Source organism: Thalassoglobus polymorphus (assembly GCF_007744255.1).
Lineage (GTDB): Bacteria > Planctomycetota > Planctomycetia > Planctomycetales > Planctomycetaceae > Thalassoglobus > Thalassoglobus polymorphus.
On sequence record NZ_CP036267.1, the window covers coordinates 832,800 to 850,529 of the forward strand.

At 50.1% G+C, this 17,730-nt stretch carries 12 protein-coding genes and 1 pseudogene; 8 read left to right on the forward strand and 5 right to left on the reverse strand.

Annotated elements, in window-relative coordinates; genetic code table 11:
• The first annotated feature begins 135 nt into the window (after positions 1-135).
• Together Mal48_RS03185 and Mal48_RS03190 are read left to right on the forward strand one after the other, a co-directional pair.
• Positions 136-1,983: a hypothetical protein gene (locus Mal48_RS03185; RefSeq protein WP_145196029.1), complete on the forward strand. Its 1,848-nt coding sequence runs from the start codon at positions 136-138 to the stop codon at positions 1,981-1,983.
• 131 nt (positions 1,984-2,114) lie between these two features.
• Positions 2,115-3,341 carry an FG-GAP repeat domain-containing protein gene (locus Mal48_RS03190; protein ID WP_197442001.1) on the forward strand — a complete coding sequence of 409 codons (1,227 nt, stop codon included), beginning with the start codon at positions 2,115-2,117 and terminating at the stop codon, positions 3,339-3,341.
• 131 nt (positions 3,342-3,472) lie between these two features.
• Here the strand turns inward: Mal48_RS03190 and Mal48_RS03195 are convergent, their stop codons facing one another.
• From Mal48_RS03195 to Mal48_RS03205, 3 genes are all read right to left on the reverse strand, one after another.
• A complete protein-coding gene (locus Mal48_RS03195) occupies positions 3,473-5,752 on the reverse strand; it encodes a hypothetical protein (protein WP_145196034.1) in 2,280 nt (759 codons plus the stop codon).
• Between the two features lie 382 nt (positions 5,753-6,134).
• The gene (locus tag Mal48_RS03200; protein WP_197442002.1) at positions 6,135-7,238 is read right to left on the reverse strand and encodes a calcium/sodium antiporter; all 1,104 of its coding nucleotides are present in this window, start codon (positions 7,236-7,238) and stop codon (positions 6,135-6,137) included.
• 149 nt (positions 7,239-7,387) lie between these two features.
• Positions 7,388-8,293 carry a hypothetical protein gene (locus Mal48_RS03205; RefSeq protein WP_145196036.1) on the reverse strand — a complete coding sequence of 302 codons (906 nt, stop codon included), beginning with the start codon at positions 8,291-8,293 and terminating at the stop codon, positions 7,388-7,390.
• A 401-nt stretch (positions 8,294-8,694) separates the two neighbouring features.
• Here Mal48_RS03205 and purM point away from each other — a divergent pair, with 401 nt between their 5' ends.
• From purM to Mal48_RS03230, 5 genes are all read left to right on the forward strand, one after another.
• Complete coding sequence (gene purM / locus Mal48_RS03210; protein ID WP_145196038.1) at positions 8,695-9,744, forward strand: phosphoribosylformylglycinamidine cyclo-ligase; 1,050 nt, start codon at positions 8,695-8,697, stop codon at positions 9,742-9,744.
• Between the two features lie 143 nt (positions 9,745-9,887).
• The gene (locus tag Mal48_RS03215) at positions 9,888-10,373 is read left to right on the forward strand and encodes an SRPBCC domain-containing protein (RefSeq protein ID WP_197442003.1); all 486 of its coding nucleotides are present in this window, start codon (positions 9,888-9,890) and stop codon (positions 10,371-10,373) included.
• Positions 10,374-11,263: 890 nt separating this feature from the next.
• On the forward strand, positions 11,264-11,590 hold the full coding sequence (locus tag Mal48_RS03220) for an RHS repeat domain-containing protein (RefSeq protein ID WP_145196044.1): 327 nt from the start codon (positions 11,264-11,266) through the stop codon (positions 11,588-11,590).
• A gap of 82 nt (positions 11,591-11,672) precedes the next feature.
• Positions 11,673-13,412, forward strand: coding sequence for an RHS repeat domain-containing protein (locus tag Mal48_RS03225; RefSeq protein ID WP_145196047.1), 1,740 nt, complete (start codon positions 11,673-11,675; stop codon positions 13,410-13,412).
• 255 nt (positions 13,413-13,667) lie between these two features.
• Positions 13,668-14,330 carry a hypothetical protein gene (locus Mal48_RS03230; protein ID WP_145196049.1) on the forward strand — a complete coding sequence of 221 codons (663 nt, stop codon included), beginning with the start codon at positions 13,668-13,670 and terminating at the stop codon, positions 14,328-14,330.
• A 563-nt stretch (positions 14,331-14,893) separates the two neighbouring features.
• Here Mal48_RS03230 and Mal48_RS23840 read toward each other — a convergent pair.
• Both Mal48_RS23840 and Mal48_RS03240 read right to left on the reverse strand, forming a co-directional pair.
• Positions 14,894-16,058 (reverse strand): annotated as a pseudogene (locus tag Mal48_RS23840) (DUF3500 domain-containing protein).
• A 490-nt stretch (positions 16,059-16,548) separates the two neighbouring features.
• Positions 16,549-16,830, reverse strand: coding sequence for a hypothetical protein (locus Mal48_RS03240; RefSeq protein ID WP_145196052.1), 282 nt, complete (start codon positions 16,828-16,830; stop codon positions 16,549-16,551).
• Between the two features lie 98 nt (positions 16,831-16,928).
• Between Mal48_RS03240 and Mal48_RS03245 the strand changes: the two genes are divergently transcribed.
• Positions 16,929-17,711 carry a SprT-like family protein gene (locus Mal48_RS03245; RefSeq protein ID WP_145196054.1) on the forward strand — a complete coding sequence of 261 codons (783 nt, stop codon included), beginning with the start codon at positions 16,929-16,931 and terminating at the stop codon, positions 17,709-17,711.
• The last annotated feature ends 19 nt before the right edge of the window (positions 17,712-17,730 follow it).

The following is a 17,730-nucleotide window of genomic DNA, read 5'->3' on the forward strand; positions in this document are numbered from 1 at the left end:
TCCAACTTGTTCATGAATTCGCATTTGCCTATTCTCACAAATATGTGATAATCGTCACATTCGACATCTTTCAAACACTTTACATTCGCGTCTCGTTATGAGAAGCGATTTCAAATCATCGATGAGGGGAACGGAGTGAAACCACTCTTCACACAATCATACTATAGTCATGTTTCCACCTCCTGTTTTGTGGCGTTGTTATCGCTTGCTTTAGGAGCGACCGGCATTGCACCCAGAGAGGCCGCTGCTCAGGAGGACGAAATTCGAGTGATTTCAGGGCTGGGCAGTTCTGAATTGCTCATTGGAGACCTGGAGCACATTGTTTCGAAGATTGCGGATCGGGATGATTCGTTTCAAGACAATATCTTTCCGAACATTGATATCTTTTTGTACGGCGTGGACCCTACGAAAGCAGTCCGGCTTGATCCGATTTTTAGTGAAAAAAACGGAATGGAACTTCAACTGATTGTTCCGATCTCGGACCTGGATGAGTTTCTGAACGATAACCTTGATCCGATCGGAATCGAATCGAAAAGGGATCGCCGTGATCGTGATCTTTATGAGCTCAGCGGGACCGTTTATGAAGGATGGCTGCGTGTCTTGAAAGACCCGGAATACACTGCGATGTTTCCGCGAAAGGAAGCCATTCCCAAAGGGATGGGGCACCCCGCGAAATTGCACGAAGAAATGGTCAAGAAGGGGTATTTGCTATTTGCGAAACTGGATAATTCCAAGAGCAAGCTCGAGACCCGCAAGTCAGCATTTGAAAAGATGCAAACAACGTCTCTGGATGGAATCGAGAAACGGCCTGACGAAACAGAAAAGGCCTATGAACTTCGAAAAGCTGTCCTCAATCAACAGTTGAGTGTGTTGCAACAATGGTTTGTCGAGAGTCAGGAAACTGTCCTGGGCGGAAAGCTTGATCGAGAAAAGAATGTCGCACTGACCGAGCTATTCTTCTCTGCAATCGAAAAGACGCAGCTACAAGAAGACATTCTTCGCGTACGTGACGAGCCGAGCTATTTTACTCCTGTCGAAACCGTCGAGAAATCGCTACTGGCGACTCGCGTCAACTTCATGTTCAGCGACGATGTTGTCGCCAGCTTGAAAGAGATTTATCAACTTTCAGAAACGGTTGCGAAAGAACAGGTTGAAGAAGACAAGTCGGTCTCGGAAGGTGAGAAAAAATCTCGCATCCGGTCTGCAGAGCTACTGAAGGAAGTCCTGCAACAGAGTGCTGAATTGGGTGTTCTCGATGCGTTCCTCGATATCATTCCATCAGGTGATGCTCACACTTTCCTGCTCGGTGTACGCTGTCAGGGGCAGGAGCAAATTCTGAAATCAATTGACGAACTTCCGGCGTCTCGTGAAGGTTGGAAAATTGAGAAAGATATCGCAGATGTTGAAGGCGTGAAGATTCATAAGCTCGACCTGGGAGGGAAAGCTCCTAAGGCTCTTGCCGAGTTATATGGTGAATCACACGGCATTATTTATCTGGCAGCTAGTGATAAAGCTTTCTGGTTGGCATTTGGCGCGACTGCCAAAGATGAGCTTTCCGAGAGGATCAAAGCTGTTCGGACTGCGAAAGATGTGAAAAGTTCAAGTGTCGTCTTTTCGATGGAAGCTCAGGTTGGTCCACTCGTGAAATCGATGAACAATCTGTTCAATGATGAATCGAGCGTGATTGGGGAAATGGTGAATCGACGCCAAGCCAGCCGCGCGGAGCGAAAGAAAGAAAAAGGGGAAGACGAAACGGGCGAAACAGAAGGTGATCGTCCTGCTCGGCAGGCTGCCGGAGCGTTTCTGACCTTTGACTGGGTCGACAAGGTTGTCGGCACAATGGAAGGTGAAAACGACACCATCAGCTTGTTGATGAAAGTGAATGAAAAAGGTGAGATTATCGGGACAGGCAAAATGCATCAGGGTATTCTCAAAGCAGTCGGCGTATTGCTCGCCAACTTCGCCGACGAGAATCTGCAGTAGTCTTTGAGTTCGTGAAAATCTCTGAGGATACCAAGCCACGTCATCTTGATGACGTGGCTTTTTTTTGGACAAGTGAAATGTTTCGCCAGTTACTTCAAGTCTCCGGCGAAATTCTGACAGGAGAAAGACTCATGACAATGCGATCTGTTTCTTGCTGGGTGTTGTTAGTCCTCGCTGGGTTCGTGGTTCCTGTTCAAGCAGAATGGATACGACACACGATTGATCAAAGCTCTCGCGGTGCAGATGGTGTCCGCGTGATGGACATCAATGGAGATGGCCTTCCGGATTTGGTGACAGGGTGGGAAGAAGGGGGGCAAATTCGTGTCGCGACACACCCCGGAACTCAGCTATCAAAAAAAGCATGGCCTGCGGTGACAGTTGGTCAGGTGAAATCTCCAGAAGATGCAGTCTTTGTCGATCTTGATCGAGACGGGAATGTAGATGTGATCAGCTGTTGCGAAGGAAAAACGCGAACTGTTTTTGTTCACTGGGGAAGCCAAGATCTTTCGAAGTGGCAAACTCAGTCGATCCCCGCCACGGAAAAGGTCGCGATGTGGATGTTTGCAGCTCCGATGGATGTTGATGGAGAAAATGGAACCGATCTCATCGTCGCTGCAAAAGGACCGAGGGCAAAGATCGGCTGGCTGAAGAGCCCGCGTGATGCACGCAATCTCGATGACTGGAAGTGGCAACCGCTGGCAGATGTGGGGTGGGTGATGTCGATCGAGACTGTCGATATGGACGGCGATGGAGATCTGGATATTCTTTACAGCGACCGAAAATCAAAAACTCGTGGTGTGCACTGGTTAGAAAACGAGACTGACCCAGAGAAAAAGGACCCAGAGGAAAAGGACACAGAGAAGAAGAATGAGCCGGTTCAGGCATGGAGGCGTCACACGGTAGGGGGAACCGATCGAGAGGTGATGTTCCTGGCATTGGGGGACGTCAATCAGGACGGACTACTCGACATCGCCACGACTGTGAAGGATGGCCCAATCACCTGGTTTGAGCGAGTCGATTCCTCTGGCAGGAAATGGACATTACACGAAGTCGATTTGCCTGCAGGAACCGGCAGCGGAAAAGGCATTGCCATTGCTGATGTCGACTTGGATGGAAAGAACGATCTGGTTTATACCTGCGAACATGCAGCGAAGAAAATCGGAGCCGGGTGGTTGTCTGCTGGTCAATCTGTACAGAATCGCAAGTGGACCCCAACTGACATCAGTGGGACCGAGCACGGAGTTAAATTTGATTTGATCCAGATGCTCGACCTTGATGGTGACGGGGATTTGGATCTCGTGACCTGCGAAGAGCGTGACAATTTAGGGCTGATCTGGTACGAGAACCCAACAAAGTAGAGAAGTTTGCTCTACACAGTTCGCTCTACAAGGTGTGTCGGTGTAGAACCTGCAAGCCAATTCGAAAGATGTTCCTAGCTTCCAGTGAGTCACCGGGGAGTGAGCGAAATAATCTGTAGAGTTCCTGCTTCCTACTCGATTGCTGAGTTGGTCAGAGCGGAGACTTTGGGGGCTTCACCTTCTTCTGGTTCTTCGCCATCTGGAATTTCGACGACGAGGATCTCTACGACGAATTTTGCGCCACCTCCAGCACCGCCGCCACCACCATCGAAGTTTTCCTCAGCGAGGCCAGTCTCCGCTGATCCAGGGTCAGAACTTCCCGAGCCGTTTCCGGCTTGTCCATTTTGATTGGGTTTAGACTTTGTCGGGCGAGCGTTACTTTTGGAAAGCAGGATGTCGAGCGACCGAATAGTGCCTGATTTTTTGTTCGGCTTCACTTTTCCGTCCATCCACATTCCGTTGCCGCCGAGGATTGTTAGTACGTCTTCATCCCGTAAGGCACTTCGGTAATGCTGAACAGTTCTCTGATTCATTCGACTCGATTCGATCCGAACGTAATTGACGATGGTCGACTCTGCTGATTGCAAGGCGCCCGACTCACCCGGGAGTGTGAATCGGAGTGATGTCGTGACTTCCGCACCTTTGTGAATTGAAAATGGAAGATCGGAAGCGACATAAGTCTGAGCATCCGGTTTGAGTGCTCCTTCGTACATGCGGTCCATGAGCGAGAGTAGCGATTTTTCGCTCGCTTCCATCCAGTCATAGCTTGCTTCTTTGCGTGCGATTGCTTCTGGATCTGGCTCTTCTTTTTTCTTGGCTGGTCGTCCAGGTCTTGGGCGGGCCGGACCAGCGGAGCCTTCTGCTCCTGTGAGACCTTCAGCTCCTCCAGTTTCACCACTTCCGCCTGCTCCACGGTTGCTTCCGCCGGCGCGTTGTTCGCGTGGAGCCAACTTGGCGAAAACGTGAATCGCTGGGTCAGTCAGTTGTTTCTCGAAGAGTTGTTGCTGAAGCCATTGCCTTGGTGACTTCGTTTGATTTTCCTTGAAGACTGATTCCACAGCATCGCGAGTCTCCGGGAACGGGATGGCAGCTGCGAAGACGAGAGCTTCTGCTGAATTTGGATTCTTTTGGAGCATCGACGTTGCTAGGCCGACCATTTGTTCGCCCCATAAATAAGAGACGGCTGCTTCGGCCTCAGCCTGGTTGAGAGAGACATGCGGAATCTGAAGAGGCTTCGCAGGCGGTTGATTGTTCCCCTGTGGAGCTCCGTTCGCTCCGGGGCCTCCGGGCATTTCCATCATCTCTCCACCGGAAGCTTCAAACCCTTCCATCTCCCCAGAACCCATCATTCCGAAATTGTTTTGCCTTGCATTGGCTGGCGGGGCTTCCGCACCAATCAGGCTGTTCATCGCTGCAACTGCAAATCCAAGATGCAAATCCTTGGCACGTTCCTGAAGTGATTTCTCTTTCTTTTTGGGTGGAGCCTTTGGATCTGTGGCAACTTCCGGGGGAGAAGCACTGGGGACCGTGAGGGCTTTCCAGAGCAAGGCTTGAGACGACTGGTTCGCAGGCGAAAGGTTCTTCATGAGTGCGACCATCGCCCATTCCATGGACTTGTCTTGAGGGACTCCAAGGTCGATTTTCCCTTGAAAGACTTGCTCGACCGCAGCGTTCGCCCCTTTGCTTCCATTCAACGCTAAACCGTCCAGAAGTGCTCGCGCAATTTTTTCTTTTCCGGATGGCCCACGTTGTCCTCCAAACCCTTCACCGCCAAAGCCGTCCATCCCCGCTCCTTCCATCTCTCCAGCAGTCTCGATGAATGCTTCTCCACCGCTGCCACCCTCGCCACCATGAGTGGCACCTCCGGCCTGTGGGGCTTTCGTGAGTGCTGCGACCCACGTTGTGAACTGGCCGACCGCTGAAGCCTGCCCGATTTTCTGCTCAGCGAAGGTATTGATGATTTCGATAACTTTGGCATCACCTTCGGCGATGGCTTCAATGGTCTGTTCCGGAGTCCACTCTGTCGTTTTCGCCGGACGAGGTGGTTTACGAGGTTGACCACCAAATCCATCGACGCCACCGATGTCTCCTTCGGCGCCCGGTTCATTCATCTCTGCACTCATCATTTCGGGATCGCCTGGCTCTCCTGATGACGAGCTTCCAGAGTCGGTCACTGCCTCGCCGGCTATCCCCGGATCATCCATTCCCATCTCGGCACCCGCCATCTCTGGGGCCATTCCGCCTTCATCCATCCCAGCTTCTCCCATCCCATCTTCACCTGCGGGGGAATCGGGGCTTGACTGATTGTCACTCGCGTTGTCATTGGAGGGAGCAGAGGAGCTTGAACCGCCACAGCCCAGAGAGAAGATGAGAGTGAACAGCGAAAGAGTCCGCATCACTTTTCGAATCATGGAGGCACCTGAAACGCGGTAGATGATTGAGATGAAGAACGTGTTTGAAATGTCACGCGAAGAACAGCACCCACGGATCATCGATGCTGCATTGTGTTCGCAACTAAGAAGAGGGAAGGATGTCCCCTCTTGTCATTTTGGACATGAATGAATCTTCACGAAAAGTCGTTCGTTCAGTCTGGCATTTTACGGGTTGAAATTCCAGTCCAGCCGGTGAGTCGACGCTCTCTGTCCGCTGTCGATGATTGGTGATCCACGAAATTCCTTGGTTCACCATGACTGAAATTGGTTTCAAACGGACCCTCGTAGTCAGGAGTGTTCAAACGCAATTGAGCCATGCTGATTGCACCGCACTGTGAAAAGATCCGAGCGTTCTGCACATTCACGAGCTTTGTGAATCTCTCTCAGAGTGAGCGTTCTGGCGAATCGTACGAACAACGGTGATGGCAAGCGTGATGGTTGTGAGCGGAATGACGAAGCCCAGCATCACTGTCCCAAATGTCCGGGGCATAGAAGGGATTGTCGCCGCCGTAATCAGGTAGGCGGTATAGGCGATGTAATACCCCAGGAACAAGCCACCCTCCCAGCGGGAAATCATGTGTCCCGTAAAGAAGATCGGGAGACAAGCGAAGGCAACTGCAACCATCACCGGGATATCGAGTCGAAGCGCCATGTCGGAGATGCCAATACCATTGGCGGAAACCAGGCTTGAGATCCCCAGGACTCCCAGAATATTAAAGATGTTGCTGCCGACGACATTCCCCACCGCAATATCCCGTTCTCCTCGAATCGCAGCCATGATTGATGTCGCAACTTCAGGCAGCGATGTTCCCGCTGCCACAACGGTCAAACCGATCACAAGTTCTGAGACGCCAAGGCTCCGGGCGATCGTCGTCACTGCTTCAACAAACCATCGTGAACCGAGAACCAACAGCGCGAGTCCAGCGATGAGGAGGGCGAGGTTCAGCAGAATGCCACGAAGATCTGAAGCCTTCTCGGCGACGCCAAAATTCGCTTCATGTTCGGCTTTAACGACAGCTTGTTCCTTGCGACTTTTCCAGACGGCCCAAAAGTTATACGAGATCAATCCTGCAGTGAGCAGCAATCCATCGAGCCTTCCAATGTGACCATCGAGAGCAAGTATCAGGACGAGAACCGAAAGCCCCACCATGAGCGGGACATCAAAACGAATTAACTGCTGCGAGACCACAAGCGGTACGATTACAGCCGAGATTCCAAGAATGAACAGGATGTTTAAGATGTTGCTGCCCAGTACATTGCCGAGTGCCACATCAGGCTGCCCCGACAACGTCGATTGAAGGCTGACAACAAGTTCGGGGGCGCTCGTTCCGAATGCGACAACTGTCAGGCCAATCACCAACGGTGAGATTCCGGCTGCACTCGCCAGTTTGGTCGCACTACGGACGAGCAGTTCGGCGCCGAGTGTCAGAACAATCAGCCCAAGCATCAACATCAGTGTGACCACGGTGTGCGTCCCTTAAAGACGGGTGAACGAGGTAGAAAAATCACGGGGATTGTATCAAAAGCAAAAGCCACGCTTGCCCATGTTTTTGAAGTGATGAGAACTCGCGGACGTCATGCACTTCCCAATGGAGCCATCTCGATGCAGAAGAGTTACGAGTCTGAGATAGTTTTGACGGCGGACTCGCTTTCTTCCAGTTCCGCAATTCGGTTTTTGACCAATGCTGCTTGTTCTTGAAGAGATTCCAGTTCGAGCTTTTTCTCTGCGATCTGGTTCTTCAAAACTCGCAAACGTTTGTGTGGATCGCGGTGAATGATGCGGTCGACGATTTGCAGAATGAGGATCGCTCTCCAGGCACGCATAGCTGTCCCACGGAGCCGAAAGACCTTCGCTGTTTTTGATAGCCTCGTTAACCGTAGTGACCCACCAAGTCGAAAGATACGCATGAACGCGATCATCGGCAGGCAGATGATTGCCAGGTCGAGCCAGTGTTCCTTGATGAAGCGGATTTTCTTCGAGACCAGAGTAATCATCAACAAAAATTCGCCTGCGAAAGCAAACCAGATGAAAGCTTGCGCAATCTGTACGATAAGACCAAAAGTTCGATTGGCCTTAATTTGATCTGTGTAAATGTATTCGACGCCAAGCAAGGGGAGCACGAGCAATGCCATGGCGATCATCGCATAGCTGAGTTTGAAATCGATTTCGTTCGCGAGATCGTCGGTCGCGACCCGCCATCCGAGCCCGGGAATCCAGACAGTGGTTCCTGTCCGGTGATCTCTGCAACCGAGCCTCAGCGGTGGGAACAGGCAAATTTTGAGGTGTTGCCGCATCTGCGCAGATCCATTTCTCCAATGCGTGATGGCCTCTGCGAAATAAGCGAGCCAAAGCACGAGAATTGCGACTCCACAGTAAATGGAAACATGGATATACCGACCATCGATGTCCGAGAGCAGATGCATCGCGATCCCGGCCAGTCCCAGCCAAAGCAGCGTGACCACAAACATCGGCATCGCCAATTTGTGGTCCAACGATGTTTGAGCGTTCGAATCATTCATGGGGGCTCATCATCCGGGGAGGGGCAGGGGAAGTCCGGGTTTTAGGTGTTCGGAAATTAGGAAACTGCAGTGGAACCCCACACTTCCAGGGCGGGGCAGACCGTTTTATTGGAAATTCTGCTTCTGAGGAGAATCTCACCATGACATGTTCAGTTGATTATGCGAGATAAAAGCTTACGGGACCGAGAGAAAAACTCCAAACCATGCTGGAGCATTTTCGATGCTGATCGTACCCGTAAACTCACTTTCATGAGATCATAGACTGCTCGCCACGAAGCAGAACGTGAAGGCCAATCTTGGATTTGCTCTAGCGATTCTGATTTGCTCAGTTGTTCTCCCTCGAAAACCTCGTAAACTCCACACTGAACGAACGCACGGCAGCCCTTCTCGGATGAAAATTCATGGCGATTTCCTACAAAGATTCTGGAGTTGATCTCGATTCCTACGCAGAAGCGATGGCTCGAATTCCAGCTTTATTGAAGCGAACACAATCTTCCCGAGTCATGCCGCTCGCGGGGGGCTTTGCAGGCCTGTTCCGACTTCTCGGTGAGGGACGTTCCTACAAAGATCCCGTACTGGTCTCCGGTTCGGATGGAGTCGGAACGAAAGTCAAAGTTGCGATTCGTGCACGTCGCTTCGACACAGTGGGGATTGATCTGGTCGCGATGTGCGTCAACGATTGTTTATGTATCGGGGCCGAGCCGCTCTTCTTTCTCGACTACCTCGCGCTCCCGAAGGATGATCCCGATCTCGTTGCGAATCTTGTCAAAGGGGTTTCAGACGGTTGCGTCGATGCGGGAGCTGCCTTACTCGGTGGAGAGACAGCCATCATGCCTGATCTCTACTCACCCGGCGATTTGGATATGGCTGGCTTTTGTGTCGGTGTTGTCGAGAAAGAGGATCTCATCGACGGAACGAAAATAGAATCTGGTGATGTGATTCTTGGCGTAGCTTCGGATGGATTGCATTCCAACGGTTTCAGCCTGGTTCGTAAAGCTGTCTTTGAAGTCGCCAATCTGGAAATCGATTCTCACGTTGATGAACTCGGAATGAGCGTCAGCGAAGCGTTACTGACTCCAACAAAGATCTACGCAAAACTTGTCGCCGCGTTGTTAGGTGATGAAGCAATAAAACCAAACGTGACCGGGATCGCACATATCACCGGTGGTGGGTTGGCCGAGAACACCGGGCGAATCGTTCCGGAGGGGCTTCAGGCATCGATTCGTCGCTGTGCCTGGGAAACGCCAGCGATCTTCAACTGGATTCAAGGTCTGGGAGAAATCGAGCGAGAAGAGATGTTCCGCGTCTTCAACATGGGGATCGGTTTAGCAATCGTCGTTCGCTCTGAAGCCGCCTCTGCAGTCAAAAAACGAATTGAAGAAACCGGCTCACAGTGCTGGGAAATCGGCAGCATCACTTCCGGTAAAGAACCCGGTGTCTATGCCGACTGACCCTCGACCACGAGAGCTGGCAGGCAACTCATTTCGATGCAATCTTCTAAAACCCGCGCAGCGACCAGAACCAGTCCGAAAACTTCTGGGATGGCCGCTTTTCTCAACGTTGAAGAGCAATTTTAATTATGGAGAAGAAGAGAGTGAAACCAGCCATCGTGAACTCCGATTCTGACACACAGGTTAAGGTCGTCAGAAGCTTCGACGCGCCAGTTGACTCGGTTTGGAAACCTTTCACCGACGCGGACTTGGTTCGTCAATGGATGCTCGGACCGCCGGGCTGGTCGATGCCCGTCTGCGAAATGGACTTTCGAGTCGGCGGCAAGTACGAAAACGTATTTTGCAATGAAGCAGACGGTTTTAAGATTGCAATGGTCGGTCACTTTCGCGAAATCGAAACGCATAGCAAGATCGTTCAAGACGAAAAGCACTTGATCGGCGATTCACCAGACGACGCAAGCCAGGAAACGGTCGTCACCCTCACCTTTCAGGAGACGGACCTGGGAACGACGGTCACCACGTTGATCGAGTATGCATCAACAACGGCCCGCGATGAGGCCCTGGCGACCGGAATGGGAGCTGCAATGGAGATGGGATACTGCCGCATCGATGAACTCTTAGCTGAGTGATCGCATTCCAGTGCTACAGCCGATTAGGTGACAGAAAAGCAACGTGTGGCTGAGGACATGTTGCTGGTTTGGATGTTCACCTCTGGCTTGTACGTCTTAGGCAATCTGCCCTCAGAAAATCGAAACTCCAACACTCTAAGGGCAATCTGCTTCGACCTTTCCAGAATTCTAACATCAAACAACCCAGATTGTGCCCAGCCATTCGTCGATGACGAATCGAACCCGCATTCAAGGACATCCGCCCCAGCGGGTGGCACGCTCAGACTGGAGCGTTGTGTGGCACGCCCAGACTGCAGCGTAGCGTAAGGGTGGGCGTGGCGAATTTGGTGTAGACTCTCATTCTTCGGCCATTGGTCATGTTCTATCCATTTGCAGCGGATCGGGTGCACGATCTAAGTGTAGTGAAGCGGAACGGTGGGCGAGGCAACAGGTCGATGGACGTTCACCTATTCATCAACCTCACCCCCGCGCTCGCCACGCCCATTACTTCACTCCGTTCCGTTCTGGGTCGTGCCACCCGAACAGAAACACAGTTAACGGCGTTGTGTGGCACGCTCAGACTGGAGCGTAGCGTAAGGATGGGCGTGGCGAATTTCGTGTTGGCTCTCATTCTTCCACCATTGGTAATGTTCTATCCATTTGAAGCGGGACGTCTTCTTCTCCTGCGTACCAGCGAGCCCTCGACCATTCCCAATCAACAGCTGTCTCAGCTGGTCCAAATCGCTGTTCAAATTTTCTCCCCCTACGCCTCTGATAAGGGGACAAATTCAAACAATCCGAGTAAGCCGTTATGGTACCCCGCTGATCGTATCGCCGACGCTGCTTGCGAAAGTACGTCTTGTCGTTATTTGAGTCGTGAACTCTCATTTGATTCGAGACCTTGTCGATGATTGAGTCTCTACTTCGTACTCGCCACGCCCAATCCAACCGAACAAGTCGGCCGGGCCACCCTGCCGCTCAATCGCCGGACAACATCAGCTTACGATTCTGCTGGTCGTCAAACTCTCAGAATTGATGCACGTGGGAATCGCACAACCTACAGTTACGATGCTGCTTCTCAATTGCTCTCTAGACGCTATCCCGATGGTTCAAGGGCAACATTCGCATACGATGCCACTGGAAACCGGACGCTCCTAGAAAACGAAAACGTGAGTGTGACTGCAACGTACGATTCGTTGAATCGTCGTGATGATGTGACGACCGACTACAAAATTTGAAATTGAGTCAATCGTTGAATTTTTAAATTTCAATTGTTTCGGTGGCCAGAAAACATTCAAATAGAAGTTCAGGAGAAGAACAATGGGTAGGTCCAAGAAGAGGATTCAGTATCAATACGACGCTGTTGGAAATCGGTCATTGATGATCGACCCTGATGGCGGGCGGTTTTCGTATTCGTATGATTCATTGAATCGAATCAAAATCGTAGAGAATCCACAGGCAGAGAGAACGACGTTTTCCTATGACGCCGATAGTCGCCGCGCTCTCAAGATACTCGCGAATGGAACAAGAGCTTCGTTTACTTATGACGCTGCCAGTAACATCACGACGCTCGCGAATCTGAAAAGCGATAGCTCTGTCATCTCAAAGTTTGACTACCAGTACGACAAGGCCGGCAACCGCACCGTTTCACTGGAAGCCGACGGAAGTCGCGTTACCTGGTCCTACGACGCCAAGAATCAAATCACTGAGGATTATCGAACCGGAACTGTTCCATACCGAAATACGTTCATGTACGACCCAGCCGGGAATCGTCTCCTCAAAAACGAATCTGGAGCCAGAACAACTTACAGCTACGACGCTGCCAATCAATTGAGCAACAGTGTCGATGCGAACGGAACGACGACTTACACATTCGACGCCGACGGAAACCAGCAACTCGTCCAAGCCCCCGACAACGACCGCACCACTACAACCTGGGACTACGAAAACAAGACAACTCTGGTTGAGTTGCCTTCCGGTATCCGCAACACCATGTCGTATGAACCGGACGGGTTAAGAGTGAAACTCGAAGAATCAACCGGCACCAAAAAATTCATCTGGGACGACCAGAACTACCTCGCTGAGTCTGATGAGAACGACGACATCAACGTCGTCTACACGAATGAGCCAAACTACTACGGAAATTTGGTCTCTCAGTATCGAAAATCAGGGGTGGTTTGGACTCCCGGCTTCTACCACTACGAAGCATTGGGATCAACTAGACAATTGACCGACAATGCTGAAACCATCACCGACACCTACCTCTACGACGCCTGGGGCAATGTTATCAACTCCAGTGGCTCGACAGAGAATCCATTCCAGTTCACCGGCAACGTGGGGTATTACTCCGATGTCGATACTGAGAATCAATACATACGTGCGAGGATTTATTCACCAACGATTGGAAGATGGTGCAGTATTGATCCGTTGGGATTTGTAGGTGGAGTAAATGTGTATTTGGCGTATTTCATTCCCAGATTCATTGATCCAAGCGGCACGCAATTAGATCATGATGGAGGATATCTCCACCCAGATGGATCTGTCCGTCCATACCCACCTGGTGCTAGTCCAGGAGAAGGTGGTCCACAAGGAGGTGTCCCTTTCGGTCCATCTCTTCCGGGAGCTCCAATCCCAGGTGGCTTAGGACCATATATGCCGCGTCCTGAGCCGTGGCCGCCAACTGATCAAACAATTTTCGACAGGTGGTGTAACTCTCAGAAGAGGAGAGGGGATTGGTGGACTATCCTGCCAAGGTGTCCTTCGAATTTATGTTTTTGCCCAAGTACTATGGATACTCTTGATGGTGTAATCGTATTCGACCCTAATGATGAATGGACTTATCCTACTAGAATTGGATTTCATGAAAGTCGATTTCATCCTGGCGCAGTTTATTCGATGAGATCCAAAGCAATAAACGGCCATTCAAATCAATGCGTGTATGATGGCAAAGGTCAACTGATTAGGACCACTCCAGGACATGGAACCGTAGACTCTAGCGCTCTGGGCTTGGATTCACAGGTATGCCGCATGTACCAGCTGATGTTAATCCAATCATCCTAGCCGCAAAACTAGATGGTTGCTGGATACCTGGAAGAATCTTTGGTCGGATTAAGGATGATTGCGTAGGACCAAACATGCGAAAATACTTTCGAGTTCGACCGCTATATGCTGACCCACCTGAAGTACGTGTAGATTGTCCAGTTTTCGTTCGAGACAATGGGGCAAATCGGAATATTGGACCAATCCCAATCCCTTAGTGGATTGTAAAGGGAAATCAAAACAAAGCGGTAAATAATCTCAAATGAGACATTTTTTATGGGACGAAATGTTAACGAAGTCTTTTTGTTGAACTCTGTTAAAGAAAACATTTTTGTAAAAACTATTTTTAGCAAAAAAAATCTGTATGTTTTTCTTATATATATAGGTTTCACACTGGGCGTTGAAATGGTAAGAGGAATCTCATGGAAAGTATTGAGTTCAGATACTCAATCTGAAGATTCTAAAGAAATGGCTCGCATTTCAAGAATTCATGGAGGGTTTCGTGGGAGGTATGAACCTCAGCTCTCTATACCGCTCCTATTCAAATATTCTCGCTACGGAGATCGTAGTCATTTGAATTTGATTGTAGATATACAAGCTGATGCAAAGCCAATAGAGACAGTTCTCACCTCTCTAGTTCAAGTTAGTGAGTCGGGAGAACATCATTCTTTGCTTGCTGGTCAAGGAGAACTTATTGAAAGAGTTTGGAAAGAGAATGAAAATCATACTCACACCAATGCTCCTTTCTATTCCTTCTTTGAAGTCGATAATCTCACATTAATAGAAGGCGAAAGCGAAATTCAAATTGTGGGATTTGTTAAAACGGACATTGGCGAAAAAATTGTTTTTTCCGGTAATTGGGATGTTTCTAGCAAAAAAGTTTTTCGAGTTTCAACTGGGTGGTTGCGGATACTAACCCCGATTTTACCACATGACTAGAAAAAAGGGTTCTTCGGAGAAATTAGCAAGCGTAGGTCAGGCTCTTTTCGCCTGACGCAACGTGAAATTGGATACGAACCGGCGAGAACAATACGACGTGCGGGAAGAGTTTCATTACTGACCATGATGTTGATGGCATCCCTCATCGCATAAGACCACCTCAACCAATCTGCGTCAGGTGAAGGGCCTGACCTACGGATACTTCACCCAACCGGTGGCCGTTCTACCATTCTTTTCAACGAAGCTGACAACGTGCAGGGTGTTGTGAATCCGCTCGGGAGCGGAGCGTAAGGATGGGCGTGGCGAATTTCGTGTTGACTCTCATTCTTCCATGATTGGTAATGTTCTATCCATTTGCATCGGATCGAGTGGCACGATCTAAGTGTAGCGAAGCGGAACGGTGGTCGTGGCAACTGCGCAATGGACGTTCGCTAATTCATCAACCTCACCCCGCGCTCGCCACGCCCATCACTTCACTCCGTTCCGTTCTGGGTCGTGCCACCCGCCACGCCCGTCACACTTCATGACAATATGTCCTGTACGTGCCAACCGTCGAAATTGAATCAATGGTCATGGTCATGATGATGATGCTTTTTGTAGTGCTGCCGTAACAAATCCTTGCCGTAATCGTTTCCGTTGGAAGTGCGGATGACCGCGTGGATGTGGTCTCGTGTTGGTCGACTGGACCGGAATGGGGCGACGCGGCGTTGGTGATCGAACTCGATCAGGACGACCGGGCTGTGGATGCGGTAGTAGAAAACACTCTCTTCAGAATCGCCACCGATCCAGGCGAAGTACGTTCGATCCAGATGCTCTTTGACTTCGCCCATTTTCACTTTCGCGTGTCCATCATCCATATTGCCAACATACTCCGCAATCAGTTCGAGCAACTGCTGCTGTTGCTTCTCATTCAACTTTGAGCCCGGCAAACCTGCATAATCGAGATCAACGTTGTCTTTGTAAGCTTGTGTGAGAGCGTTATTCCCTTCTTTCACAGTTGATAGCACAGCTACTTTTTTTTGCTGAGCATCGAGTGACTGCATGAATTTGAGCCCTTTGTTTTGCTCGTCTTGCATCACAATGGTCCCTTTTGAATTTCCCACTCGTGGCATGGACCGGCTCGCTTCCCACAAACACCGGCGACTTGACCACTTGATCGCCAAGTACGAAGTAATTGATGACCAGATGATGACCATCGATTTGCCACCCCCAAGGCTCAGTAGCTGATGGTTCTCCCATGATTGTGATCCAATACAACCACTCACCATATTCATCGAAATTGTTGGCGAGTTCAGCCAATGTTCCGTTGAGCTTCATGATGTCCTGAGACAGCTTTAAGCCTTTGGCACTCAAGCTGGCACTCAGCAAGCCAAACGCCAGTTCACGTTGCTTTTCATCCATCTCATCAAAGCCAACACCTTGACGTTTATAAGAGTGCCGATTGTCCCACTTCCTCCATTCCTGATCGTCGACAGGAAACGTCGTTCGCTGCTTTTGCTCGTCGGTCAATCCAGCCAGAAACTCTTTGGCAGCCTTAATAACCGGTTTTGTGCTGACGCCTGTCGATTCAATCTTGAAGAGACCCGGTTCAACTTTTCCATCTGCAACGACACCGCGGAAAGGTTCCTGGAGCGAAGCTTCTCTGTCGCCTCCACCTCTGGGGCCACGTTGTTGTGCATAAAGAGTGATCCCCAACAACAGAGTAATAACTCCGCCTGTGAGCATCATACGCTGTTTTGTCGACTTCATTGATTCTGCCTACTCTGATGAGATTGTTGAATGTCGGATCTTCGTTCAACACTCAGGTTAAATGAACTGAATGGTAATCGAAAGTCATTCAGACATAGACAAAATGGGCGGAGGGTGGAACGCTCAGGCTGGAGCGGAGCGTAAGGATGGGCGTGGCGAATTCCGTGTTGACTCTCATTCTTCCACCATTTGTAATGCTCTGCCCATTTGCAGTGACGTAGACAAAATGGACAGACCAGCGATTGCGGTGGCCGTGAGGTAAAGTGGTGGTTTCACCATTAACATAGATCGACGAACTCCACCCACTCTACTAGAGCAGTTTGCTCTATGGTGTGCCGGTGAAGGATGCGTTTCGCTAGTTAATTCGCTGTTCGCCACGAGCCGGAACCCGAACGCCAAATTCGAAAGAGGCTTTCATTCAATGCTGAACTTTGCAGTGCAGGCGTCGTCTTGTCGAGCTCGAGATTTCTTAACCGCCGCCGCTACGACGTTGGGTAAATGACTTCTGGCTGGTGCCGGTCACTTGCGATGCTTTGGGAGCTTGCTGTTTACTATAGATGGACTTTTTAGCCGTAGACTGCTTGGAGTCGCTGTTTGTTTTTGCTTCTTCTCTGCGCTTCGCTGCAGCTTCGAGTTTCTTTTTGGCGACCCGTCGTTCGCGTTCTTTTTCCTTCTTCTGCTTTTTATTCGCCATTTCGGTAATCTCCGGTTGTTGATAATGAATTGCACTGGCCTCGACCCGACAACTCATGCGAGGAAATTCCAGATGGAGCGATTCTACCAGAGTGACGGGAGTCTCGATAGAATCGTGATCTCGTTGTCCAGAAATTGAACGACAAAGACGAAAGAATGTCAAACCGAATTCAAATTCACAAAGAACAATTCGCTAATTTTCTCAAACAGGCAAACCTGTCGCCTGAAGAAGTGACGGCGAAATTTCTAGTGATTCATCGTACGTTGCTTGAGCGGTCCTCAACTCTTGATGCTCCGAATTTCAATGGGTTTCACCCGGATGATTTAAAGTTGCTGTTTGATGAGTATGATCGGGAATATTTTGATGGAGGATGTCGAAAGCTCTTGGGGAGCCTCAAGTTGACTTTTCGAATCTCTCCCAGGATGACCCGGGCTGGCGGAAAAACGACTCAGACGATTTATCGGACTCGTCCGCATGAGCCCGATTATGAAATCGCTGTGGCCTCAACCCTGATCTTCCAGAGTTTTCAAAACTTCGACAGGCCAATCATTGTCACCGGGCTGGAATGTCACAATCGGCTTGAAGCCTTGCAGAGAATTTTTGAACATGAACTGATCCACTTGGTGGAACTGTTAACATGGGGGCGTTCGAAATGTTCGCAAAAACGATTTCAGTCGATCGCAGGACGTTTTTTTGGTCACACAGATCATCGGCATCAACTGGTGACTCCGCGTGAAGAGGCACAGAAAATTCATGGAATCCGCACTGGCGGTCGAGTCAGGTTTTCGATTGAAGGGAAAGAGTACGAAGGTGTCGTAAACCGTATCACGAAACGTGCGACGGTTTTGGTCAGGGACCGGAAAGGACAGCGATATTCAGACGGAAAAAAATATGCGAAATTTTACGTTCCCGTGCAAATGCTGACTCCGCTGGATTAATTCTCAGCTTCGCTCCCCA